The 26,801-nt window shown below is 40.9% G+C and carries 18 protein-coding genes; 8 read left to right on the plus strand and 10 right to left on the minus strand.

Features of this window, described 5'->3' with window-relative positions; translation table 11 throughout:
• Positions 1–3 precede the first annotated feature (3 nt).
• Entirely contained in the window at positions 4–816 is an 813-nt protein-coding gene (locus ODU37_RS00230; protein ID WP_398580398.1) for a dihydroorotate dehydrogenase electron transfer subunit, read from the minus strand.
• 174 nt (positions 817–990) lie between these two features.
• Here ODU37_RS00230 and ODU37_RS00235 point away from each other — a divergent pair, with 174 nt between their 5' ends.
• The gene (locus tag ODU37_RS00235) at positions 991–1,902 is read left to right on the plus strand and encodes a LysR family transcriptional regulator (protein WP_012775137.1); all 912 of its coding nucleotides are present in this window, start codon (positions 991–993) and stop codon (positions 1,900–1,902) included.
• Between the two features lie 155 nt (positions 1,903–2,057).
• Here ODU37_RS00235 and ODU37_RS00240 read toward each other — a convergent pair whose 3' ends face one another.
• Entirely contained in the window at positions 2,058–2,921 is an 864-nt protein-coding gene (locus ODU37_RS00240; RefSeq protein WP_398580392.1) for an IS982 family transposase, read from the minus strand.
• A 113-nt stretch (positions 2,922–3,034) separates the two neighbouring features.
• Here ODU37_RS00240 and ODU37_RS00245 point away from each other — a divergent pair, with 113 nt between their 5' ends.
• The 4 genes from ODU37_RS00245 to glgB all read left to right on the plus strand — a co-directional run bounded on the left by ODU37_RS00245 (position 3,035) and on the right by glgB (position 8,655).
• Complete coding sequence (locus ODU37_RS00245; RefSeq protein WP_105156187.1) at positions 3,035–4,162, plus strand: glucose-1-phosphate adenylyltransferase; 1,128 nt, start codon at positions 3,035–3,037, stop codon at positions 4,160–4,162.
• A gap of 12 nt (positions 4,163–4,174) precedes the next feature.
• The gene (gene glgD / locus ODU37_RS00250; protein ID WP_011922501.1) at positions 4,175–5,290 is read left to right on the plus strand and encodes a glucose-1-phosphate adenylyltransferase subunit GlgD; all 1,116 of its coding nucleotides are present in this window, start codon (positions 4,175–4,177) and stop codon (positions 5,288–5,290) included.
• A gap of 8 nt (positions 5,291–5,298) precedes the next feature.
• Entirely contained in the window at positions 5,299–6,744 is a 1,446-nt protein-coding gene (gene glgA / locus ODU37_RS00255; RefSeq protein WP_249562099.1) for a glycogen synthase GlgA, read from the plus strand.
• A gap of 72 nt (positions 6,745–6,816) precedes the next feature.
• Positions 6,817–8,655, plus strand: a complete 1,839-nt coding sequence (gene glgB / locus ODU37_RS00260) for a 1,4-alpha-glucan branching protein GlgB (protein WP_249562100.1) — start codon at positions 6,817–6,819, stop codon at positions 8,653–8,655.
• A gap of 127 nt (positions 8,656–8,782) precedes the next feature.
• Here glgB and ODU37_RS00265 read toward each other — a convergent pair whose 3' ends face one another.
• The 6 genes from ODU37_RS00265 to uvrB form a co-directional block, all read right to left on the minus strand.
• Positions 8,783–9,583 (minus strand): transporter substrate-binding domain-containing protein, encoded by an 801-nt coding sequence (locus ODU37_RS00265; RefSeq protein WP_105184230.1) that lies wholly within the window; start codon positions 9,581–9,583, stop codon positions 8,783–8,785.
• A 171-nt stretch (positions 9,584–9,754) separates the two neighbouring features.
• Positions 9,755–10,564, minus strand: coding sequence for a transporter substrate-binding domain-containing protein (locus ODU37_RS00270; RefSeq protein WP_398580399.1), 810 nt, complete (start codon positions 10,562–10,564; stop codon positions 9,755–9,757).
• A gap of 198 nt (positions 10,565–10,762) precedes the next feature.
• Positions 10,763–11,230 carry an 8-oxo-dGTP diphosphatase gene (locus ODU37_RS00275; protein ID WP_105158896.1) on the minus strand — a complete coding sequence of 156 codons (468 nt, stop codon included), beginning with the start codon at positions 11,228–11,230 and terminating at the stop codon, positions 10,763–10,765.
• Complete coding sequence (locus ODU37_RS00280) at positions 11,223–11,726, minus strand: GNAT family N-acetyltransferase (RefSeq protein ID WP_161950684.1); 504 nt, start codon at positions 11,724–11,726, stop codon at positions 11,223–11,225. Before ODU37_RS00280 ends, ODU37_RS00275 begins: the two co-directional genes overlap by 8 nt.
• 77 nt (positions 11,727–11,803) lie before the next feature.
• Complete coding sequence (locus ODU37_RS00285) at positions 11,804–17,551, minus strand: ZmpA/ZmpB/ZmpC family metallo-endopeptidase (protein ID WP_249562102.1); 5,748 nt, start codon at positions 17,549–17,551, stop codon at positions 11,804–11,806.
• Positions 17,552–17,737: 186 nt separating this feature from the next.
• Positions 17,738–19,723 carry an excinuclease ABC subunit UvrB gene (uvrB, locus tag ODU37_RS00290; RefSeq protein ID WP_249562103.1) on the minus strand — a complete coding sequence of 662 codons (1,986 nt, stop codon included), beginning with the start codon at positions 19,721–19,723 and terminating at the stop codon, positions 17,738–17,740.
• Positions 19,724–19,920: 197 nt separating this feature from the next.
• Here uvrB and ODU37_RS00295 point away from each other — a divergent pair, with 197 nt between their 5' ends.
• Positions 19,921–22,119: an ABC transporter substrate-binding protein/permease gene (locus ODU37_RS00295; RefSeq protein WP_105243180.1), complete on the plus strand. Its 2,199-nt coding sequence runs from the start codon at positions 19,921–19,923 to the stop codon at positions 22,117–22,119.
• Positions 22,119–22,859 (plus strand): amino acid ABC transporter ATP-binding protein, encoded by a 741-nt coding sequence (locus ODU37_RS00300; protein ID WP_024390062.1) that lies wholly within the window; start codon positions 22,119–22,121, stop codon positions 22,857–22,859. The genes ODU37_RS00295 and ODU37_RS00300 overlap by 1 nt, the downstream gene beginning before the upstream one ends.
• Before the next feature lie 54 nt (positions 22,860–22,913).
• Here the strand turns inward: ODU37_RS00300 and ODU37_RS00305 are convergent, their stop codons facing one another.
• Positions 22,914–23,405 (minus strand): GNAT family N-acetyltransferase, encoded by a 492-nt coding sequence (locus tag ODU37_RS00305; protein WP_044755111.1) that lies wholly within the window; start codon positions 23,403–23,405, stop codon positions 22,914–22,916.
• A 300-nt stretch (positions 23,406–23,705) separates the two neighbouring features.
• On the opposite strand from ODU37_RS00305, the gene ODU37_RS00310 reads away from it, so the two are divergent.
• Complete coding sequence (locus tag ODU37_RS00310; RefSeq protein WP_249562104.1) at positions 23,706–25,238, plus strand: ATP-binding cassette domain-containing protein; 1,533 nt, start codon at positions 23,706–23,708, stop codon at positions 25,236–25,238.
• Positions 25,239–25,315: 77 nt separating this feature from the next.
• On the opposite strand, the gene ODU37_RS00315 is transcribed toward ODU37_RS00310, so the two are convergent.
• Entirely contained in the window at positions 25,316–26,596 is a 1,281-nt protein-coding gene (locus ODU37_RS00315) for an O-acetylhomoserine aminocarboxypropyltransferase/cysteine synthase family protein (RefSeq protein WP_249562105.1), read from the minus strand.
• Positions 26,597–26,801: the final 205 nt, after the last annotated feature.

Consider the following 26,801-nt stretch of genomic DNA (forward strand, 5'->3'; position numbering starts at 1 on the left):
CTCCTATAAAATCAGACTACCAGTCGCAAAGACTGGACCTTCCTTGCAGACACGCTTGTTCTCGTGTTCTTGTCCCTCTTTGGGTTTGACAACACAGGCATAGCACGCCCCCATCCCGCAAGCCATCCTAGCCTCCAGTGAAATGTAGGCATGAGGATGTTCCTGAAAGCGTTGGTCAACATAGTTCATCATAGCTGGCGCCCCACATGAGTAAATGGCTGCAAACTCGTTTGTCAGCTCTTCAACGACCGTTGCGACATTCCCCTTACGCCCATAGGAACCATCATCTGTTGTAACATAGACCACCCCGTAACTTGCCAGTTCCTCTTCCAAAATGACGGCCTCTCTGGTGGCAAAGCCAATGACTGACGTGACTTTGGCGCCACGGTTCGCCGCCTGTTTCGCCACTTCCACCAAGGGAGGAACACCAATTCCTCCGCCAATGATGAGAATGCGGTCACCTTCTTTGAGAAAGTCTACTTCAAACCCTTTCCCAAGCGGTCCCATAACATCCAAATACTGCCCAACAGTCATTTTCGAAAAGACTTCCGTCCCTTGACCTTCCACTCGGTAAATAATCCGACATTGAGACTTATTCCTATCAATCTCGGAAATAGATATTGGTCTCCGCAAGAGCATGGAATCATCCGGCACACGAATATGGATAAATTGCCCCATTTTCATATCTTGGACCATATCACCCTGCAAGGTCATAGCAAAAATTCGTGGCGCTAGTTGGACTTGGTCCACCAGTAACATCTGTTCTTTTAAAATCATCTTTTCTCCTATTCTATATAACAATGACACAGAAAACAAGAAAGTCGATATAGAGAAAAAACCTTGCTGGCTAGCAAGGTTACACGAAAAGAAGGCAGTATTTGCCCTATTTATCACGTTCCCTTCTTCGCCTCTCTGGACTCAGTTAAAGGATATATTTTCAGCATTATACATTTTTTAGAATAATTTGTCAAATCATGTTACAATAGAGGTATGAGAATCCAACAATTATACTATATTATCAAAATTGCAGAAACAGGCAGTATGAATGAGGCTGCCAAACAACTCTTCATTACCCAACCCAGCCTTTCCAACGCTGTACGAGACCTGGAAAAAGAAATGAAAATTAAAATCTTTTTCCGTAATTCTAAGGGCATTACCCTGACAAAGGATGGCATGGAGTTTCTTTCCTACGCTCGTCAAATTGTTGAACAGACAGAGCTTTTAGAAGATCGCTATAAAAATCCTAATGCAAAACGCCAACTATTTAGCGTCTCTTCTCAACACTATGCCTTTGTCGTCAACGCCTTTGTCTCACTTTTGAAAGAAACTGAAATGGAAGATTATGAACTCTTCCTACGTGAAACACGGACCTGGGAAATCATTGATGACGTTAAGAATTTTCGCTCAGAAATCGGAGTGCTTTTCCTCAACCATTTCAACCGTGATGTTCTGCTGAAACTGTTGGATGACAATCGACTATCCTATACAACTCTCTTCACTGCCAAACCACATGTATTTGTCAGCAAAACCAATCCTTTGGCACAAAGAAAGTCAATCACTCTCGATGATTTGGTAGATTTCCCCTATCTCAGCTATGAGCAAGGTATTCACAACTCCTTCTACTTTGCAGAAGAAATTCTAGCCCAGGAACACCATAAAAAATCGATTGTCGTATCTGACCGTGCCACACTCTTCAATCTCTTAATCGGTCTAGATGGCTATACAATCGCAACAGGTATCCTCAATTCAAACCTTAACGGAGATAATATTGTATCAATTCCTCTGGAATTTGATGATGAAATCGAATTGGTCTATATTCAACACGAAAAGGCATTGCTGTCCGACATGGGAGAAAAATTCATCAATTACCTACTTGAAGAGGTAAAATTCGACCAAAAATAAATACCACTTTATATAGACAAACAAAATACAATATGTTATGATACATTTATGAAAGACGTTGAAAAGAAAAATGAAAATAATTCACTTTTCTTTAAGGAAACGCTTTCATTTTTTTATACTCTATGCTATAATACATGTATCATATACCCGTGGTGCTAGTTCATTTCAAAATAGCGTAAATTATGAGCTAGAATAATTTGTTCAATTTGCAACTGTAGTCCGGCTATCCCTCTAGTTAATGTATGTTCGATGTCAAAGAGACGACACAGTTCAGAAAAACGTGTTTCAATAGTTCGTCTCATGGTCATTACTTTCCAATTGTTATGTTCTTCAGCCCCTGTCATGTTTTGTCGAAATGGCGTCCATAGATGGTAACCTTGTTGTTCTAAGTCCTTCTTGAGTTCACTGCTCAGGTAGCCTAAATCACCTAGGATAACCGATTGCTTACACCCCTCTAATAGCTCATAAACCACCTTGATATCATGGACAGAGGCAGGTGTGACAACATAGTTCAGAATAAAACCAGATAAGGTCACCAGCATATGAACCTTGAAGCCGTAGAACCAAAGATGTTTAGAGGCGTTGTAGCCAATATCGGCTAATCCATTAAAAATGGTTGCTCTGTGATTGCGAACAGGTTGGCAAAGTGGCAAAGGAAAACTATCTATAATGGCTAGTTTATCAGATGGAAGCATTTCACTCATAGCTTTTCGGATTAATTGGACGAGCCAAATCAATTGTTTTGACCGACGATTGAAACGACTTCTTTCTAGTAACTGACCGCAAGGGAAGAGGTGGCAGATGGTGTAGAAATGGCGTTGTGATGTTATGCCTAGTTCTGCTTGTAACAAAAGCAAGACAAGGATTGATTCATCTGAAACTTTGGCTAAACTAACATTACGCCGATGTTTGAAGGAATCCGGGCAATAGTTGTGGTAGAAGTGATGACAAATTTGTGATAATTGGCGTACATTCCATTGCAAATGATGAGATTTAGCGGTATACTGTAAGTGGCTCATTTGGACTAACCTCCTGTATGTTTCGTCACTTACAGTATAGTCCATTTGGGCTTTTTATTGTATGTTGAAATGAACTAGCACCACGGGTATCATATATATTAAGGAGTGGTTAGATGGCTCAAAATAAAATGTTAGCTATGATTCTTGCTGGTGGACGTGGAACACGTCTAGAAGGGTTGACAAAAAAAGTCGCCAAACCAGCGGTCGCATTTGGCGGAAAGTACCGCATTATTGACTTTCCTCTCAGTAACTGTGCCAACTCAGGTATTGATATTGTCGGAGTTTTGACTCAGTATGAGCCTGTTCTCTTGAACTCATACGTTGCACAGTCTCAACGTTGGGGACTTGATGTACAAGGATCTGGCATCTTTGTATTACCACCGAGTGAAAAAATCGAAGGTTTCGGACTTTACAAAGGTACAGCCGACGCTATTACACAGAACATTGATTTTATTGATCTTCACGATCCAGAGTACGTATTGATTTTGTCTGGTGACCACATCTATAAGATGAACTACGACAAACTCCTTGATACACATATTCAGAAAAAAGCAGATGCCACGATTGCGGTTATCGAAGTTCCGATCAAAGAAGCTTCACGTTTTGGTATCATGAATACGGACGAAGATTACCGTATTGAAGAATTTGAAGAAAAACCAGAAAATCCTAAGAGCAATTTAGCATCAATGGGTATCTATATCTTCACTTGGAAGACCTTGAAAAAGTACCTTCAAGAAGATGACAAATTGGACACTTCATCTCACGATTTTGGGCACGACATCATTCCGAAATACTTAGAAGATGGCCGCACTCTCATTGCCCATCCATTCCGTGGTTATTGGAAAGACGTAGGTACCGTTAACAGCCTCTGGGAATCCAATATGGACTTGATTGATCACGCTGGAGATTTGGACCTTTCTGACCGCTCATGGAGAATCTACTCAGAAGACAAGGGCTCACCTGCTCAGGTGATCGGTGCAACTGCAACGGTTAAATCTGCCTATATTGATAAAGGGGCAATCATCGATGGTACTGTAGAACATTCTGTTATTTCAACAGATGTGCAAGTCAACCAAAATGCCGTAGTAAAAAATTCTGTCATCCTACCTGGTGCTATTATCGGCGAAGGTGTTGAACTTGACTACGTCATCGTCGCTGAAAATATTAAAATTGCCGACGGAGTTAAACTCACAGGAGACATCGACCATATCCTCTTGATCGACAAGAATGTAACCAAGTAAGAAAGGACTGCTATGCTAAGAAATACTCTCGGAATTGTAAATATTGAAGGAAACAACGTACATTTTGGTGACGTGATGAAGCACCGTGGCGTACAAGCTTTCGGTTTCTTAGGTCGTTATCGCCTAATTGACTTTGCTCTATCCAATATGTCAAACTCTGGAATTACAGAATTCCAAGTATACATGCCTGCCGAAATGCGTTCAACAATTCAGCACGTTGGTACAGGAAAACACTATAATATCAACAGCAAACGCGGTACCCTTCGCTTGCTCAATAGCGCAACAGACCCAAATAGTGTCTATCGTCACGATATTAATGCCTTCACAGAAAACATCCACTACATCGAAAATTCTACAAAAGATTATGTGCTAGTTGCTCCATCTTACTTCATCTATAGCCAGGATTTTTCAAAAGTCATGGATGACCATATTGCAACGGATGCTGATATTACCGTTCTTTATAAAAACGTTTCAGATGCTAAAGAAAATTTCATCGGCTGCCAAACTCTCAAATTTGGTGAAGACCGTCGTGTCGTAGCTTTTGAAGAAAACCACGGTAAATATAAAAACCGTCCCGTTTCCCTTGAAGCCTACATTATGAAACGGACTACATTTATCGACTTGATTAAACGTGCTAACAAAGTATCGTCTCTCTACTGGTTAAAAGATATTTTACGTGATACAGTTGACCAGTACAAGATTATGGGCTATGCACATCGTGATTATGTCGCATGTATCAATACGACAGCTTCCTACTTCAATACTCAAATTGAATTGATTGACCAAGATACCCGCAAACTCCTCTTCAAACATGATTGGCCAATCCATACCCAAACAAGTGATAGCTCACCATGTTTGTATGGTCCATTGGCAGAGGTCAAACGTAGCCTAATTTCAAATGGAGCGAATATCAATGGTCAAGTCGAAAATTCAGTCATTGACCGCGATGTTATCATTGAAGAAGGTGTTGTTATCAAAAACTCAATCATTCTCAATGGCGTGACAATCAAGAGTGGGGCGAATATTGAAAATGCAATTATCGATAAAGCAACTAAAATTATTCACCCAATTGACATCAAGGGAAGCGAAACTTCGCCTTCATACTTGAAACCACATCAAATCATTTAGGAGCTAACATGACAAAAAAATCTGTTCTCTTTGTAGCATCCGAGGGACTTCCATTCATCAAGACTGGCGGATTGGCTGATGTTATTGGCTCTTTACCAAAAGAATTGGTGAAACAAGGTTTAGATGTCCGAGTCGTTCTACCACTCTACAAAAAAATTGCAGTAAACAATCACTCTGATTTCGATTACGTATCAAGTTTTGATGTGCGGGCTGGCGACATCCAATCTATGGCAAATGTTTACAGTCAGGTTGTTGATGGAGTAACATTCTATTTTATTGAACACCGCGATTTCTTTGAACGCGATGAACTATATGGATACGACGAGGATGCCATGCGTTTTGGCTATTTCCAACATGCTACTTGTCGTCTGTTAGAAGCACTTCATTTCTTCCCGGATGTCATGCACACACATGACTGGCACACTGCTGCCCTTCCATTCCTTTGCCGTACTTTCTATAGCTACCGCGAAGAATTCCGCAATATCAAGCATGTATTCACTATTCATAACTTGGCTTTTCAAGGTATTTTCCACAAACAAGCACTTTGGTCAGCGCTTGGCATGGACTATAGCTACTATTTGGATGGCATTGCACGTTTTCATGATGAATGTATCAGCTTCATGAAGCTTGGTATTCTATACGCTGACAAGGTTACTACAGTTTCTGAAACTTATGCTCGCGAAATCCTAACGGAAGAATTCGGCGAAAACATGCAACATGTACTAGAGTTGCGCAAATATGACTTGGTTGGTATTGTCAATGGTATCGACTATGACAGTTGGGATAGTCAAACAGACCAGTACCTTGTGAGAAATTATAGTCTTGAAACGATTGAAAGTAAAAAGGCTAATAAACTGGCCCTGCAAGCACAATTTGCCCTTCCACAAGATGAGAATGTCCTATTGATAGGTATCGTCTCTCGTTTGACATGGCAAAAAGGGTTCTACCTCTTGACCGAGGTACTTGGCCATCTTCTTCAAGCCCATGTCCAATTTGTTATCTTAGGAAATGGTGAGGAAGACATTGAAAATGCCTTTAATCACTTTAAACATGCTTATCCTGATAAATTTGCATTCTACCGTGGTTACAATGAACCACTTGCCCACCAAATTTATGCAGCAAGTGATCTCTTCCTCATGCCTTCTATGTTTGAACCATGCGGCATTAGCCAGTTGATTTCAATGCACTACGGAACACTCCCTCTAGTGCGTGAAACAGGTGGCTTGGTTGATACTGTAGCATCATACAATATGTCTACCAAGGAAGGAACTGGTTTTAGCTTTGGAGGGCGTGACGCTTACAATATGCGACAAGTCTATGATTTAGCCCTTCAAACCTACTATGACCGTCCCGATGACTGGTATGCCATGGTTGAACAAGCTATGAAGCGTGATTTTAGTTGGACAGCTTCGGCAGAGAAATACATCTGGCTCTACCGTGAAATTAGTGGTTAGGAAATAAGATGAAAAAATAAACTGAATCGGAGTGGGACCCTAGTCCGCTCCTTTTCGGCAATGGAGATTGCTATGACAGAATTTACTGACCTAGATTTATATTATATGAATACTGGTGAGCATACCACTCTTTACGAAAAAATGGGTGCTCATATTATAAAAGAAGGAAACAAAATTATCGGAACCCAATTTCGTGTCTATGCCCCAAATGCCAGAGAAGTATTCTTAGTTGGCAACTTTAACGAGTGGCAACGCAGTCACTCTATGGAGCGTGAAATTGATGGAGTATTTCAACTTTATGTAGACGGATTAAAATCCCTTGAAGATTATAAATACCTGATTATCACACACGATGGGCGTGAAATATATAAGGCTGACCCTTATGCATTTTTCAGCCAAGTTCGTCCAGACACTGCCTCTACAACCTACAATTCGCGTTATAAATTCAAAGATGACATCTGGATGTATAATCGTGTTAACTATGATTTTAAAGAACAGCCAGTATCCATCTACGAGGTGCACTTAGGTTCGTGGAAGCAAAAATTTGCTAATAAAAATGAAGGAGGAGCTCCTGTAGAAGCTTTCAATAGTTATAAGGAAATCACTCCACTTCTCATCGAACATATCAAGGAAAATAACTACACACATATTGAGTTATTGCCAATTACCGAGCATCCTCTCGATGCGTCTTGGGGCTATCAGGTAACAGGCTACTACAGTCCAACTAGTCGCTATGGCAAGCCAGATGAACTTAAGTATTTAGTTGACCAATGTCACCAAGCAGGAATCGGAGTGATTCTTGACTGGGTACCACTTCATTTCTGTAAAGATGCTCATGGGCTCTACCAGTTTGATGGTAGTTGGCTATACGAATACTCCTACGAACAAGACCGTGAAAATCACCAGTGGGGGACTGCTAATTTTGACCTTGGAAAAGGACTGACTCGTTCTTTCCTTCTTTCTAATTTAAAATACTGGTTGGAATATTTCCATTTTGATGGCATCCGTGTTGATGCACTATCTTATCTCCTCTATTGGCGTGGTGAAACAGATGAGGATAAGATAAATCATGCCGCAATTGACTTTATCAAACGTGTCAATGCCATGGTCCATACCGACTATAAGGGAGTCCTGATGATTGCTGAAGACTCTTCAAGCTTCCCTAAAGTCACACATTCTCTAGAAAATGGCGGTATTGGATTTGATATGAAATGGGACCTGGGCTGGATGAATGATACACTAAAATTCGTGGAACGCCCTGCTATTTATCGAAAATATCACTCAAATGAAATCACTTTTGGTATGTACTATAACCAAAACGAGCAATTCTTACTACCACTTTCGCACGACGAAGTTGTTCATGGGAAGCACTCCATTATCGAGAAGATGAATGGCGACTACGAAGATAAGTTCCATCTGGCTCGAGTCTACTACAGCTTTTACTTTGCCCATCCTGGAAAGAAATTACTCTTCATGGGAAATGAATGGGGTCACATCCGTGAATGGCACGAATATACAGAAATGGACTGGGGACTGCTACAATTTCCAATCCACCATTCTTTCTATCAAATGATGAAAACACTATCTACTTTCTATAAAGAACATGATGCTTTCTGGAAATATGACTACCAAGCCTATGAAAAAGGATTTAATTGGGTAAAAATAGATGAAGAAGCAAGTCTGTATGCTTTTTCTCGCACTAGTGATGTGCAAGAAATCTTGACTATTCATAACTTTAATGATCAAGAACTATTTGATGTACACTTAGATTTGCCAGCTGACAGCGAATATAAACTTGTCTTCTCATCTAATGCTATTCCAATGGACACATTTAGCCTCTATCCCGATGAAAATGGAGCCAGAATTACTGTACCACGTTTGACCAGTTTTTATCTAGAGCGTGTGAAATAATTATCTGTAAAAAATGGAGTATTGAACCGACCCAAATTTTCTGTCTAACTTTTGGGGTGTGGCTCACTTACTCCATTCTTTTTTGCATGCAAAAACAACCATCGTTTCCGATGATTGTTCATTTCTCTTATTCGACACTTGTATATGTTGCAGCCTTCTCAAGGAAAGTATCAAACTCACCACTTGCTTTTACTTCTGCGATAACCTTGTCTATCGCAGTTTTTAGTTCTGTACTACCTTTTGGCAAAGCAATGACTTTCGAATTCTCATCAATCGTTGGAAATTCAACGGATGCAACGGCTAAATCTGAATTCTGTGAAACATAACCAGCAGCAACTGGAGAATCCATTAAAATAGCATCAACTTTTCCTGATTTGAGCTCATTTACAGCTTCACCCATCAAGGTTAAAGAAATTAGGTTAGCTTGACTAATGTTTTCCTGTGCGTAGGATTCTTGTGTTGAACCCTTTTGTACCGCGAGAGTTTTCCCGCTCATAGCATCAATTGAAGTGAGTGAATTGGCGCTATCTTTTTTGATAAGTAATACATCAGAAATTTGATAGTAACTTTCAGAGAAATCAAAAACTTTTGCACGATCTTCCGAATAAGATAGACCAGCAATTGCAATATCAGCTTTGCCATTTTGAACGCTAGACAATACATTGTCAAAACTCATTGCTGAAACTTCAAGCTTAACCCCAAGTTCGTCGGCTATTTTTTGAGCCAGCATAATATCTGCACCAACAACTTCATTCTTTCCATCAACTAGTGCCTGAAACTCGAATGGAGCATAGTCTGGACTAGTTGCCACTACCAATGTACCTTTTTCTTTAATTTTATCTAATGCGGATTGTGATGACGTCGAAGAACAAGCTGCCAATGTCAGTCCTGCTAAAACTGTTGCTGCTAATGCCAAGATTTTTTTCATATTTCTTAAATACCTTCTCTTTATTTTAATAAAATACTTATTCTAAAAAACACAAGCTTATTGATTTTCATTGTATTTTCTTGCAGTTTTTCAGAATGTATTCTCATTTTAATTCATTTTTATACATTTGTCAAGAAAATATTATTTTTATTCACTTTAAATGTATAAAATTTAATTGTTAGCAATGGATAATTCATAGGCTTCTTGAACAAATTGATCCATCTGTCCAGATTCCACTAGTTTTGTAATGACAGAGTCAACTTTTTCCTTTAAAGCTGTACTTCCTTTTGGCAAGGCAATAGCATAGGCATCTGAATAGCTACTTTTTATCTCAGTATCCAAAATAACCAAGTCATCATTTTTGGCAACATAGGCTTTCGCAATCGGCTCTTCAAAAATAACTGCTTCTACCTTCTGTGATTTTAATTGATTAATCAGCTCGCCGTTCGAAGCTAGAGCAATAACCGTGGAAGACGGAAGCTGTTCTTTAACAATTTGTTCTTGAATAGAACCTTTTTGTGCTCCTATATTTACCTCAGCTAGAGAATCAAGCGATGTATATTGTGCAAGATCCTCTTTATTTATTATAACTTTATTGGTTGAGGTGTAGTAAGGAATGGAAAAATCATACACTTTTGCACGCTCTTCAGTGACTGAAATTCCTGAAATGGCAATATCCGATTGCCCTGACTGGACATTGTTCAAAACATTATCAAAACTCATCGCTGAAAATTCGACTTCTACCCCCAATTCTTGACCAATGGCTTTTGCAAGCTCAATGTCAGCTCCAACGATTGTATCTTTGCCATCAACCAGTGTTCTAAACTCAAATGGTGGAAATTCTGGATTCAATGCAACAATTAGTTTTCCCTTTTCCTGAACATCCTTCAAAGAAGTATCTTCTTGAGTAGCATTTCCACTACAAGCACTTAGACCTACTGTTGCCAACAAAACCAATCCCGTCATAATATATTTTTTCATCATCATATTCTCCTTTAAAATAATCCTGTGCATACTTATACCGTTTTTTATATAAAACATCGGACTTTCATTGTAGTAAAATGCATATTATTTCTCCTTTTTTGAAAGATAAAAACAATTTATGTCATTTTATACATTTATCAACTTGTTTATTGTATTTTTATTCAAATAACGTAAAAAAGAAGCTATTTCTAGCTTCTACCTAAAATTCTTATCCCACTCTCCATCTTCATTTTTTCTAGTATAAAAGAACTCAGACAAATCTGGCTCATCCATGACTTTCAGTATTTCTAGCAAATCATAGGCCAAATCCATCTGAGGCAGGTCCGACTTCTCGACCCAACGCACCTCACCTTCTTCAGTTGATCGGATAGCTCCTGTAAACTCTGTTGCCTTATAGAGAAATACAATGTAACGATGCCCTTCCTTGTCCGGCCAATGCTTTATTCCGACTAATCGTGCATTTCCAATCGTCAAGCCAGTCTCCTCAAAGACCTCACGAACAACCGAATCATGGAAATTCTCGCCTTCTTCAATATGTCCACCTGGAAAGGCAACACCAGACCAACGATAACGCTTGGGATCTCGAATCTGTACAACGACCTCCCCTTCCTTATCTTCGATTAGACACATGTTAGTCAAAGTGACCATTTCTTTTCTAGCCATTTTTTCTCTCTTTCTGTTTAAAAACCATTCTATATTCTGTACGTTCTGCACCTAAATTGACCGTTTTTTTGACACCATCAAATCGGAAGCCCACTTTTTCATAGAAGGCAATGGCACGCGCATTCCCCTCCAATACCCAGAGAGTAACGGTTTCGTAGCTCTGCAATTTTTCCAAAGCTGCCTGCATGAGCTGGTAGCCTATCTTCTGATCATAATAGTCCGCCAAGACATAGAGGGCGTAGAGCTCCCCTGCCCCTTGCAAATCCTCCTGACTAGACGAGCCGTAACAGGCAAAGCCAACCACCTTATCATCCATCACAGCTATCAGGATATTCTGAGGATACCGAACCGCCCAGTCTTGACAGCGTTCTAAGGTGTAAGTATTCTTTAAAAATTCCTGAGGTAACAAGTCACCATAGGCTTCCTGCCACGATTTCCAATGAACATAGGCCTTACCTAGCATTTCACTTTTCGTTTCCAGTGGTTTAATCATCATCTAATGTACCTCCGAATTTTTTCCTCTAGTATACATTAAAAAACAAGTTGGCACAAGACCAACTTGTTTTTGATTATTTAATTAAAAATCGATGTTCTGAAATCATTTGTAGAGTTCATCAGGGCTTGATAAACTTTCACTTTGAGTGCATGAACACGACTGTTGTTCAAGTTTAAACTATTTGCTTGGATGTCTGCCTCCATGGCTTCTTTCATCAAGTTTTGCAACTGTTCAAAGCTTGTGATGGTTACTTCCTTGGTAGAATTTGCAACACCTAGTTCATACTGCATGGTAAACGGCTTGAGTTTGCCTGCTACTGCTTTTTCCAAACGCTCAGTAAACATGGCTTTCTTGAAATCAGCCCATGAAGTATATTGACCTTGGAAGACATAGTCTAAGACAAGATTGTCTGTAATCAAACCAGTATTCTTCTTGTTCCAAGTATCATAGATGATTGAGCCTTTCTCCATAGCTAGGTCAGACAACTGGCCAGAAGCATACGGTACGAAGCCATCTGTGTAGCCTTTAGCTGCAATCAATTCAAAGGCCATACGGCGGAACATGATATCACCTGGAGAACCGTTTGAGTTTGAAAGGGCTGAGAAGTTAGCTGCAAACATTGGAACGCTGACATAGCTATTTCTATCCCATTTCTTGCTTGTGTTAGTTGGATTGTTGACATATTGGCGCTGAACGATAATACTCTGATCAATCAAATCATTGAAGGACTTCAAGCTTGCAACTTCGTCATCTGTCAATGCACGCGCAGAGTTTCCAGCATGGGTATCAACACCATTATTCTGGACATAGTAGTTTTCAATCTTACGCAACCATGCTTTCTTCGCTGCATCCGATTGATCCAAAATGTTTGTACCTTCTAGGTAATCCAGTAAGTAAAGCACATCGAACTGATTATGGTAATACTCATTGAAATCAGCTTCGCTATTGAAACGTGCAACTGGATCTCCGACATGAACACGGTTGGCATCATCGCTATTATAGACTGCGTTGAATCCAAGGTTCATCTCAGTGACATTGAAGACATTTTGCAGAAGACCTTGAGCGTAAACTTCCATACCTTGACCAATACGGCGACCATAGCCTTTCAGATAAATATCGCCATCTTGGTTGTGGACCATTTCGTGGGTATAAAGGGCTGTGCCATAATCTGTCAGCATATCGTAAGTGATATAGTAGGTCTCACTTCCATCCGCAAAGGCAGTCTTAATAGACGGATGCTCACGGTACCACTTGTTGATAGGACCGTAGAAATCTTGGATAGCATCAACATCGGCTGTCAAGTTGCGATAAGACTTCATGCCATCTTTACCGTACATGACGTAACCTTCGTTATTGAGGACATATCTGAAGAGCTTGTCACGGTTGGCTTCGTCCATCATCTTATACCAGAAGTCTGCATTATCACGCTGACGTTCTGCCGCCAAATCAACCATCTGACGAACCTTATCACGATTTTCCACTGTTGAATAATCATCTACATAGTGCTCATATGAACCAATCGCGATGGTGTTCATGTTGGTGATGATAAAGATATTTTCTTGTGGCAGGGTCAAGAGTGGCAAGAGCATGTGGTTGTACTTCCAAGTTGGGTTAGACACCGTATCATTCACAATCTTGCTGTAGGCACCGACATTGTACTTGCTGTAAGTATCTGTCGTTTCCTGCTTAGCAGCTACTTCTGGAATCAAGGACTTACCTTCAACCACATAGGCTTTAGTCGTTTGTTTGAACCATTCGTTGTTGGTCATTTCTGGTAAGAAGAGCTGACGATAGTCTTCCAGCATATCGAAAAGCTTGGTCTGATTATTTTGTTTACCAATGATGGATGCAAAAGTGGTCACGTTATTGTGCGCACGAAGAACATCATAGCCACCATTACCAATTGCAAGAATCATATCAAGGGCAGATGCTGCATCATTTCCGAAGAAGTCAGGTTCAAAGATGGTCAAATCTTTGGTATTCATCTCTCCAAAGTTGATGTCATACCAACGGTTCAAGTAAGTCAAACCGAGCACAAAGGCTTCTTTGTTATTGGTGATTTTCTCTTTGATGTAGTCTTCAGAAGCCTGACCTTGACCATTTAGACTAGCAACCAAAATCTTACGAACGTTGCTCTCTAGGTTAGCTTTCACTTGTTCAAAGCTTTCACCAAAGTAGAAGTCTTTAGCTGTGCCAGTCTGAGTATCCGCATTCAAAGTCGTTGGATAATTGATAACCGCCTTCATAGCATCCGAGTCGAGGACAACCGTAGATAGGCTGCTTACCAAGTCATTGACAAGGGCACTTCTGTCATTCAAGAATGATTCTGGCGTGTAAATCAAGTCCGTACCTGAAATAGTGTACTCAACCACATGATTATTCTTGAAGTCTTCTAGATAAGAAACTGTCTTGTAGTCCACAGTGCTATCAGCATAGTGAAGCATAATCTTATTGATATTGGTCTTCTCAGCGTAGACATCAGCAACTACAACATTGTCCTTCATCGGTACAACATCCAGCAAACGAACCTTGTTGAGCTTATCGTCTGTCGCAATCTTGTTTCCATAATAGACAAGAAGTTCCTTGTTGTAGAATGGCAAGATTTTCTCCATGTTGTAGTAGGCAATTTCATGGTCAGCCTGTGCCTTATCCAAGGTCAAGTAGTCTACTGAATAGTTGTTTAAGTTGAGCGGTACAGAATCGTTGATTGTCGCTCGAATAGCCATAGCTTCCACTTTTGCTTGCGCTTCTTCATCGGTGATAACAGTAACATTACTCAAGCTATCAGATGTTGTAGTGAAACCGTCCTTAATCTTACCGGTTGGATTTGCTGGTTGACCGATAATGCTTTTCGCACCAGTCATATCGCTGATAACATTGTTGATATTGCCGCTATGTGGAGCATAGGTACCTGTTACTTGGTTGGCACCAGCAATTCCGCCGATAATCGCTCCAGTTCCCATCGTTACAATGGAACCAGTTGCGTATGCATTATAGACACTTCCTGGTACATCATAGACAAGCATGGTACGACCGACAATACCACCAGCTACTTGATTTGCTGTACCTAGGAGGGTTATGGTCGCATCAACCTTGGCATTTCCAACACTTGCCATCGTACCATTACCCAAGATACCACCAGTTAGGCTTGCATCGGCTCCAGTTACTTCAATACTTCCCTTGAAGGATACATCCTTGATAGTAGAGTTTGTTGCAGAATGAACCAGCCCTGATACGTTTTGCGGACCTTTAAGGCTAGCTTCTACTGCTACGTTTGTAATGGTTGCTCCATTGGCATTGATAGCAATTGTCGCAAGTGGGTTCTTAGAGGTTGTATTCAAGCTTGCATTTTTAATATCCAAGTTTTGAACTTTACCACTCAAGTTAAAGAACAATGGTGCTTTCAAGTTGCTGATAGAGAAGGCATAGCCGTCATTTAATCCATCCAAGGCACCGCTAAATCCATTCACATAAGAAGGAATGTCACCAACAGGAACTTCACTTGCGTCCAAATGCGCTCCTAGTTTGAAGGTACCACTTGGATTTGCCTTTATAGCATCAATCAAAGCTTTGAAGGATGTATAGGTATTGGCATCCGTCGCCATCTTCGGAATGTAAAACTCACGATTTGCAACGTATTGGCTATTCTTAGCCTCTACCAACTGGTCAAAGGATGAAACTAGTTTGAAGACTGCCTTGCCATTCAAGGTTGTTTCTTCAACGCTTGACACAGGTAGGTATACTTCCTTGAAGCGGTCTGAAGTCACTTTGATAAACAATTCATCGGTGGATGTTGGCAGTTCTTCCAAGAATTCTTGACCGATGTAGCTACCATTTTTGCGACGGTAAACAGTCACCGCATCAATATCCTTGATTTCAATCTTCTTGTAGACCAAATCAAATTTGCGCATGCTTTCAAGAATAGCTTCTTGTTCCGAACTTTGTTCCTGCTCTGCCATTGTGTAGAAAATCTTAGTCTTAACAGTGTAATCTGTGTAGAAATCAAGATTTTCAAGTGTCAACTGACCATTTGGATCTGTAATGGCCTGTTCTTGAACCAAGGCACCTGTATTGTCATAGAGGAGAGCAACAGCTCGTTGGAAGTTAGCGGTTTCGTCTGTCAACTTGTAGCTGATTGTTGCTGACTTGGCATCATCATTTTCAACCAAGTCTGTGATAATCACTTGTGGTACTTTTTCAACCTTTGTACCACGCGCAATGACTTGCTTAACAGGTTGTTTGGTGATTTCTTCTGTTACAGTAGGATTTTCCTGACGAACGCCCTTGATAGTCTGGTAAGTTGTTGTAACTTTCTTAGAGCCATTTACACCCGCCGTTACAACTTTGGTCTTACCTTCTAACAATGTCGGGTCATCAACATACTCTGTTTCAAAGGCAATTTCAACTTGATTAGTCTCGGTTTCCGTACCCTCTATCGGTTTTGTTCCTTTGAGAACCTCTTTCGTTGTAGGCTCTTCAAGGACTTTCTCAGTCACTGTTGGGTTTGCTTGACGGACTCCGTTGATTGTCTGATAAGTAGTGGTAACTTCCTTAGAACCAACCTTACCTTCAGTAATGAATTTTTCTTCTCCAACATAAAGTTCTTCTGTTTCTGTGACTGTCGTTTCAAACGGAAGCTCTTCTGTTGTTACAACGGTTTCAGATCCAATAACATCTGTTGTTTTCGTGCCTACTCTTACAACTTCTGTTACTGGTTCTTTTGTCACTACATCTGAAACTTGTTCGGATTTAATTAGTACACCATCGGCATAATAATTCTTAGTCTCGATTGTCCGAACACCATCTTGTCCCTTCTGTTCAACTTCACGACTACCTTCTGCCAAGTTTACATCATAGATTTCTTGCACATCAAAGGCAAAGACTTCGGTATGAGTAACTGTTTCTTCTGTTAAAGAATTCGTCGAGTTTTCATAACTTGGTTCTGTATCTGGTACTTCTGTAACAATATCATCGGTTGCTTGTTTTGTACCAACTTCAACAATCTTTGGAACAGCAGTTTTTGTAACAGTCGAGGAAATCTCTTCTTCCGAAATAATTTGACCTTTTGAATGGACTTGTTTAATCGTTACAGTACGCTCCCCATCCTGTCCTTCCTGTACCACTCGCTCTGTCCCCGCAGATAATTGGGGATTTTCTACGGTTTGAATTTCAAACGGAATGGCCTCTGTCTTGTTGACAATGGTTTCTGTACGGATTCCTTCTGAAGTAGTTTGTTCAATAGCTTTGCTATCCTTCAAATATCCTACATAAACGTAGCCATCAATCTCAGCTGGGGCCGGTAACGCTTGTCCGGCAGATATTTCGATAGCATGGTTATATTGAGCCAAAATTTGACTCGTCAATGCGGAGCTAGTTGGACCGAAGAAGCTTGCTCCCGTAGCTGTCAAAAGGATGACACCCGCCAACTCCTTCTTACCTTTTTTACCAAATCTAACAGCCAATAACAGAAGAGACACTCCACCCGCCACCAATAGTCCGGTTTCTACAGAGCCAGTATTTGGCAAAACTTGAGACGTGCTTGTCGATGAAGTAGATGCTGTGCCAGTAGCTGGACGATAGATCAGGTAATAATTTGCATCCGTTTCCTGAGCTAAGCCAGGCAAGTCACGAACAATCAACTCCTTTTCTGCATCTGTCAATTCTTGCTCTGTCACATAGGAATAATTGATAGACTGAGCACTAGCTGACGGTGCTGCTGCGACCGACGATGCAAAAAACAAACTTGCTACAGCTGCCGAGACAAGTCCAATTGACAGTTTCCGAAAACCGAACCGCTGTCGTTTTTCACCAAAAATATTTTTCATAAAAACTCCCCCTATTCCCTAAATAGTATAGAAACCATTATAACCTTTTATAGGGACAGGGACAAATTTTTTGTCCCTAAGTCCCCAAGTAAAAATTTTAAGTATTATAAAAGGTGGCAGGTCAATTTCTACCTGCCGCCTCTTGTAATTTCATCCTACTTAAATCACTGAACTTAGCAACTCTTACTACATATTCTTCAACTCGATGACCATATCACGAATCTGGGCTGCCAGTTCAAAGTCAAGCACTTCTGCGGCTTCCTGCATTTGACCTTCCAGTTTCTTGATCATAGCCTTGCGTTCGTCTTTGTTGAGAGCATTGAAGTCCACTACTTCTTCCTTGTCCTGAGTGACAGCCTTAGTCACGCTAATCAGGTCACGGATTTCCTTTTTAATAGTCTGTGGAATGATACCATGTTCTTCATTATAAGCCATCTGGATTTGACGGCGGCGGGCTGTTTCGTCCATAGCCTTGCGCATGGACTCGGTGACCTTGTCCGCATACATAATCACATGACCCTCAGAGTTACGAGCTGCCCGACCAATTGTCTGTATAAGTCCACGCTCATTACGGAGGAAGCCTTCCTTGTCTGCGTCTAAGATAGCAACCAGACTAACTTCTGGCACGTCAATCCCTTCACGCAGGAGGTTAATCCCTATCAGAACATCGAAGACACCCAGACGCAAATCGCGGATAATCTCCGTACGCTCCAAGGTCTTGATGTCCGAGTGCATATACTTGACCTTGACGCCCATTTCTTTAAGATAGTCGGTCAAGTCCTCTGCCATTTTCTTAGTCAAGGTGGTGATAAAGGTTCGCTCGCCTTTTTCAACACGGGCATTGATTTCGCCCAAGAGGTCATCCATTTGGCCCATGGTTGGACGGACTTCCACTTCTGGATCCAAAAGCCCTGTCGGCCGAATAATCTGCTCGACAACGGTATCGGTCTGCTCCATTTCATAGTCACCCGGCGTCGCAGATACATAGACAATCTGGTGGACATGGCTCTCAAATTCTTCCCTGCGCAGCGGACGGTTATCCAGTGCACTCGGGAGGCGGAAACCATAGTTGACCAACATCTCCTTGCGTGAGCGGTCACCATTGTACATGCCCTTAATCTGCCCCATGGTCATGTGGCTCTCGTCAATCATAATCAGGTAGTCTTCAGGGAAAAAGTCCAGCAGAGTATATGGAGGCTCGCCCTCGCTTCGCCCGTCCATGTGTCGTGAATAGTTCTCAACTCCGTTGGTGTAACCCATTTCCCGAAGCATCTCGATGTCGTAGTCGGTTCGTTGTTTCAATCGCTGAGCTTCTAAAAGTTTTCCTTCTGCCTCAAAGACCTTGAGCTGCTCTTCCAGCTCCGCCTGAATCTTGGCAATAGCCGTTTCCATGTGGTCATCGTTGGTCACGAAGTGGGTGGCAGGGAAAATCGCCAAGTGGTCCACATCGCCCCAAACCTTACCTGTCAGGCTCTCAATCTCACGAATGCGGTCGATTTCATCCCCGAAAAACTCCACACGGAAGGCGTGTTCATCACGAGAAGCTGGGAAAATCTCCACCACATCGCCACGCACACGGAAACGTCCCCGTTGGAAGTCGATGTCGTTGCGCTCAAACTGAATATCGACCAGAGAATTAAGCAACTGGTCACGGGAAATCTCCTGACCTGGGCGCAGGCTGACCACGCTATCTGAATATTCCTTTGGCGATCCCAAACCGTAGATACAGGAAACGGAGGCAACGACGATGACATCATTCCGTTCGAGAAGAGCTGAGGTCGCTGAGTGACGGAGTTTGTCAATCTCATCATTGACCGAACTGTCCTTCTCGATATAGGTATCGCTAGACGGTACATAGGCTTCTGGCTGGTAGTAATCATAGTAAGACACGAAGTATTCGACCGCATTTTCTGGGAAGAACTCCTTGAACTCACTGTAGAGCTGACCAGCTAGGGTCTTGTTGTGGGCGATAACCAGAGTGGGCTTATTGACACGGGCAATGACCTGGCTCATGGTGTATGTCTTACCAGTACCCGTCGCCCCCATGAGAATCTGGGCTTTTTCGCCCCCCTCGATGTTATCAACCAAGGTTTCAATGGCTTGGGGCTGGTCACCAGACGGTGAGTATTTAGATACAAGTTTAAATTGGTTTTCAGTATTTCGATTGATCATACTCCTATTTTATCATAAGTTCGACTAATGGAGAAATATTCTAAACCATTCACAACTATGTCCAAAATATTAAATTTTCTCACATTTTAATGACTTTGTATGTCAGAAATTCTAACATTATAAAAACCTCGATTTTGCATTAATTTTCAGAATATGATATACTAGGACAGTTATTTTATAATAGAAGGAGTATGGAAATGAAGAAAAAATTACTCATGTTATTGGCAAGCATTCTGCCAGTATTCTTTATTTTTACTGGCGTTAAAGCTGACGATACTATTGATATCGTATTTGACAATGCTTACGCCCCATTCGAGTTTAAAGACTCAGATCAAATTTATAAAGGATTAGATGTTGACATCATCAACGAAGTAGCCAAGCGCTCAGGTTGGACCATGAATCAAAGCTTCCCAGGATTTGATGCAGCTGTAAACGCTGTACAGGCTGGATCTGCGGACGCCCTAATGGCAGGTACAACTATCACCGAAGCGCGTAAGAAAGTATTTACTTTCTCAGACCCTTACTTCGACACCAAAATCGTTATCGCTACCACAAAAGCAAATACCATCTCTTCATATAAGGACCTTAAAGGCAAGACTGTCGGTGTCAAAAACGGTACCGCAGCCCAAAACTTCCTAGATGAAAACAAAGACAAGTACGGATACAACGTAAAAACTTTTGATACTGGCGATTTGATGTATAATAGCCTTTCTGCTGGTGCTGTTGATGCAGTCATGGACGACGAAGCGGTTATTCAATACGCTATCCAACAAGGTCAAGACCTAAGCATTGACATCGAAGGCGAAGCAATCGGTTCATTTGGTTTCTCTGTAAAAAAAGGTAGCCAATATGAATATCTTGTTGAAGACTTTAACAAGGCTTTAGCTGAGATGAAGAAAGATGGCACCTACGAAACAATCATGAACAAATGGTTAGGAGCTTCTACCACTTCTGCCGAAAGTACAGATTACTCATCTCGTTTAAGCTTAACAGGAAACGCATCAGCTAAAGCAACACCTGTCAAATCAAGCTACACAATTGTGGCAGATTCTTCTTTTGCTCCATTTGAATACCAAGATGAATCAGGTAACTATGTCGGGATTGACATGGAATTAATCAAGGCAATCGCTGAACAACAAGGATTTACTATTACCATTCAAAACCCTGGTTTCGACGCTGCACTAAATGCTGTTCAAGCTGGACAAGCTGATGCAGTTATTGCCGGTATGTCTATCACAGATGCTCGTAAGGAAATATTTGACTTCTCAAACGCCTACTATACTTCAAACATCCTATTAGCTGTTAAAAATGGTAGTGACATCGCTTCTTACGAGGACTTAAAAGGGAAAACTGTTGGGGCTAAAAATGGTACTGCTTCATATAGTTTCTTAGAAGAAAACAAGGCAAAATATGGTTACACCCTAAAAGCCTTCGACGAAGCTTCAAGTATGTATGACAGTTTAAACTCTGGTTCTATTGATGCTCTTATGGATGACGAAGCGGTTCTTCTATATGCCATCCAACAAGGTCGCAACTTTGCAACACCAATTCCTGGCGAAAAATCAGGTGAGTACGGATTTGCTGTTAAAAAAGGGGCCAACCCAGAATTGATTGAAATGTTTAACAACGGCTTAGCTGCCCTAGTTGAATCAGGCAAGTATGATGAAATCCTTAATAAGTATTTCAACTCAACTGAAGAAGCAAGCACAACAACTTCAACTGTTGATGAGACAACGATTGTTGGTCTTTTGAAAAACAACTACGGTCAATTGCTCTCAGGTCTTGGTATCACAATTGGACTTGCCCTTCTATCATTTGCTATTGCAATTGTGATCGGTATTATCTTCGGTATGTTTGCTGTCAGCCCAGTTAAAGCACTCCGTGTTACTTCATCTGTTTTTGTAGATGTTGTTCGTGGTATTCCGCTCATGATTGTCGCTGCATTTATTTTCTGGGGAATTCCAAACTTGATTGAATCAATTACTGGTCAACAATCTCCAATCAATGACTTTGTCGCTGGTACCATTGCCCTATCCCTCAACTCTGGTGCCTATATTGCCGAGATTGTTCGTGGCGGTATTCAGGCAGTTCCAGCTGGTCAGATGGAAGCATCTCGCAGTTTAGGTATTTCCTACGGAACAACCATGCGTAAGATTATCCTACCTCAAGCTGGTAAAATTATGTTGCCTAACTTTATCAACCAGTTTGTTATTACTCTGAAAGATACCACTATCATTTCTGCGATTGGTTTGGTCGAACTCTTCCAAGCAGGTAAAATCATTATTGCACGTAACTACCAATCCTTCCGTATGTATGCAATTCTTGCCATCATTTACTTGGTAGTTATCACACTTTTGACTCGCTTAGCACGCAAACTCGAAAAAGGAGGCAAATAATGGCTCAATTAAAAATCAACGTCCATGACTTACACAAGTCTTATGGTAAAAACGAGGTCCTCAAAGGTATTACTGCTAAGTTCTATGAAGGCGATGTTGTTTGTATCATCGGTCCTTCTGGTTCAGGTAAATCGACCTTCCTTCGTACAATGAACTTACTTGAAACCATTACAAGTGGTCAAGTAACAGTCGATGGATATGACTTAACCGATCCTAAGACAGATGTTGATGCCTTCCGTTCAAATGTCGGAATGGTATTCCAACACTTCAACCTCTTCCCTCATATGTCTGTACTTGACAATATCACATTTGCGCCAATCGAACACAAATTGATGGACAAGTCTGAAGCTGAAAAAGTCGGCATGGAATTATTGGAAAAAGTTGGATTGGCAGACAAACGAGACGCTATGCCAGACAGCCTTTCAGGTGGTCAGAAGCAACGTGTTGCCATCGCTCGTGCCCTCGCTATGAACCCAGACATCATGCTCTTTGACGAACCAACTTCTGCCCTTGACCCTGAAATGGTCGGCGATGTACTCAACGTTATGAAAGACTTGGCTGAGCAAGGTATGACCATGTTGATCGTCACACACGAGATGGGCTTTGCCCGCAAGGTTGCTAACCGCGTTATCTTCACTGATGGCGGAGAATTCCTTGAAGATGGTACACCTGAGCAAATCTTCGACAATCCACAACATCCACGTCTCAAAGACTTCCTAGATAAGGTTTTGAACGTCTAAAAATACAAAAAGCCTTGACTTGCGTCAAGGTTTTTTTGGTATCTCCAAATTAATTTACAATATCATCTTATAGGACCAACCTTTCTTTGTCTTTTCAACAGCTTCAAAGCCACATTTCTCAAATAGTTTACGGGAGCCCGTATTCCAGTCATAAATTTCTTCGACAAGTATTTCCTCAAGACCCACATCCCTTGCACGCTCGATCATTCGATGTAACACCTTAGTCCCGATTCCCTTTTTCCAATACCGCCTATCTCCAATGGCAATGGCAAAATCATCTGCAAACAGCGTCACATCACCAATTGGGACAAACTGATCGTCTTCAAAAATTTCAATAAAGTAACATTCGCCATTTTTAGACAAATAATCATACATACGATTGAGCAAGTCAAGACTATAACGTTCTTGATCACCATCAATCAGCCAAACCAATTCTAAATCTTGGTGCCATTCAAAAGCAAAATCATGCTGGCCATCATACCGACGTAGACGAACCTGTTTGTCTATTTTTAAAATATCTGCTTGCTCAATTCCCGTGATTGCCATTTCAGATCCTCTCTCATTTACATTACATTCATTTTAACATATATCTCTATCGAAATCTATGAATATTATAGCACACTGATTGACAAGCTTCTATCAAAATGCTATACTGAAACAAATAAAGCATTGCGAGGTAAGGAGAAATGGACAATAACAAGTAAACTCAATTTAAGTTCTATACTTATTTAGTAGTTTTCTTGCGTCCATTTTTCTGTTCCCTCTATTCCTTGAATAGGGTCTTTTTGAGCAGATTTCGACACACTACTAAATAGGTAGTGTGTTTTTTCTTGTAAAGGAGGCCTTATGCTACTAGCCACTCAACACCTAATCCTCGACCATCAAAAAGATTTGAGAAATCTGGTTCATGATCTAAACCTCATTGTCAACCCTGGCGATAAAATAGCCATCATCGGCGAAGAAGGAAATGGAAAATCCAGTCTATTACTCACCTTGATGGATTCAACTCTTGTCGCCGACTACCTACTCATATCAGGCAGCATTCATCGATATTTTCACTCGCCAGTCTACATTCCCCAAAGTCTTCCATTGGAAATGGCAGAGCTAACCTTGAACGACTACTTCTTCGGAGATATGGACAGTGACATTGACTATCGCCTACTCTACCTCTATGCTGAGCAGCTCCAGTTTAACAGCGAGCGATTTGCCAGTCAACAATTGATTGGAAGCCTGTCAGGTGGCGAAAAATTAAAAATTCAGTTAATCAAATCTCTAGCAACTCCATCTGATATTATTTTTCTGGATGAGCCGTCCAATGACTTGGATTTAGATACCTTACTTTGGCTTGAAAACTATATCATCACGAGCCCTAAAACCATTCTATTTGTTTCCCACGATGAAGATTTCCTCAGTAAAACAGCTACAAAAATCATTCACCTGGGATCTGTTAAGAAGAAAACACTTGCACAGACCAAGGTTGAAGAACTAGATTACCAGGATTACACATTGAGACGCCAACAAGCCTATCAGAAGCAGGTCCAGCAAGCTCGGAATGACCAAAAAGAATTTGACAAAGCCATGAACAAGCACCTACGTCAAAAATCACAGGTTCGTCATACCTTGCTCAACACCCATGATGCCACACTAGGACGGCTCATAGCCAAGAAAATGAAGAATGTCTTATCACGTGAAAAACGCTATGAAAGAATGAAGGAAAATCTTACACAAGTTCCTTTTCATGAAGATGCCATTTCCCTCTTCTTCTCAGACATTTCACCACTACCAGCTAGAAAACAAGTGCTTCACTTAGAAAACTTCCAATTGAACATTGGAGGGCGACAATTTGTTCAAAATATCCATTTCAACTTAAATGGACAAGAGAAAATTGGCATCATTGGACAAAATGGAATAGGTAAATCCAGCTTTCTAAAGATCATCTATCAGAAACTCAGGCAACGAGCAGATATAAACTTGGGCTACATGCCCCAGCACTATACAGAAGTCCTTGATGAGTCTAAAACTCCACTTGATTTTTTATTAGAAAATGGCAATCGTGAGCAGGAACGACTTATCTTAACGCATCTAGCCAGTCTGCAGTTTACACGACAAGAAGTTCATCACAAGATCTGTGAACTTTCGGGGGGACAAAAAGCCAAGTTACTCTTGTTAAAAATGGTTCTTGAACAAGCCAATTTTTTCTTATTAGATGAACCCAGTCGAAACTTCTCTCCCACTTCTCAGCCATATATTCGTCAACTATTTACCGATTATCCAGGTGGTTTGGTATGCGTATCACACGACAGACGCTTTTTGAAAGAAGTTTGTCAAAGAATCTATCGACTAACCGAGAATGGACTGGAAGAACTTGGACAGATATAAAAAAAGAAAATGGCACACACGCCAAATTTCCTTTTATTTATTCATAAAGAATGAAGCCATGCTATTCGATTCACAACCTATAATTTATCAAGAGCAAGTTGCAAATCTTCAATCAAATCATTGATATTTTCAAGACCAACAGATAGGCGGATTTGATTTGGTGTGACCCCAGCAGCAAGTAAATCTTCCGGAGCTAACTGAGCATGCGTGGTTGTAGCTGGATGAACTACTAGTGATTTAGCATCGGCAACGTTTGCTAAATTGGAAAAGATTTCCAAACTATCAATAATCTTACGCACTTCTTCTGCTCCGCCTTTTACTTGGAAAGAGAAAATAGAGCCAACTCCCTTAGGCAGGTACTTATCCGCCAAAGCCTTATAAGGACTATCTGGAAGTGATGGATAATTGACCGACTCTACCTGAGGATGACTAAGTAAAAAGTCAACAATTTTTTCAGCATTAGATACATGACGCTCTACACGGAGAGACAAGGTTTCTAACCCTTGCAAAAGCAAGAAGGCGTTGAATGGAGAAAGGGCAGCCCCTGTATCACGAAGTAATTGTACACGAACTGCTACAATAAATGCAGCTGCACCAATATCACGAGTATAACTAATGTTATGATAGCTTGGATCTTCTTCAACAAATTGCGGAAACTTACCAGATGCCGCCCAGTCAAACTTGCCGCTATCGACAATCACACCGCCAATGGTCGTACCATGACCACCGATAAACTTGGTTGCTGAATGGACGGCAATATCAACACCATGAGAAAATACATTAATCAAATATGGAGTTGCGAAGGTATTATCTGAAACAAGCGGGATGTGGTGGGTGTGTGCAATTTCTGCTAATTTTTCAAGATCAGGAATATTGATAACAGGATTTCCCAAGGTTTCAATAAATACCAGTTTTGTATTATCTTTAATCGCAGCTTCTACTGCTTCAAAATCATCAATATCTACAAAGCTTGTTGTAATACCATAGCGAGGAAGGGTTTCTTTGAATAGGTTAAAAGTCCCACCATAGAGTGTCGTTGCCGCCACAATGTGATCACCAGCATGCGCTAATGCTAGAATAGTGTATGTGATGGCTGCCATTCCTGAAGAAGTGGCCAAGGCACCAATACCACCTTCTAAAGCTGCTACACGATTTTCAAAAGTAGAGACCGTCGGATTAGTGATACGAGTATAGATATTCCCTGATTTACGCAAGGCAAATAAATCTTCTGCTTCTTGAGCATCTTCAAAAACATAGGAAGTGGTTTGATAGATGGGTACTGCACGTGATTTTGAAGCAGAATCAACTTCTTGTCCAGCATGGAGTTGAAGGGTTTCAAATGAAAATTCTCTAGTCATAAAGGTACTCCTTTGGTCTTTTTCTGTATTCTACCTCATTTTTACCATCTTGACTAATACTTAAATATTAGAGATATGTATAGTTAACAACTATAGCCATAGGATCAGTTGTTTTAGAAAAAATAATATTCATTTTCCTTGAATAAAATAAGGACAAGATTTACAATGAGATTATGAATACCTTAATAGAATATATCGGTCCGAT

This window comes from Streptococcus sp. 2021WUSS109, from assembly GCF_044427305.1.
GTDB classification, from domain to species: domain Bacteria; phylum Bacillota; class Bacilli; order Lactobacillales; family Streptococcaceae; genus Streptococcus; species Streptococcus suis.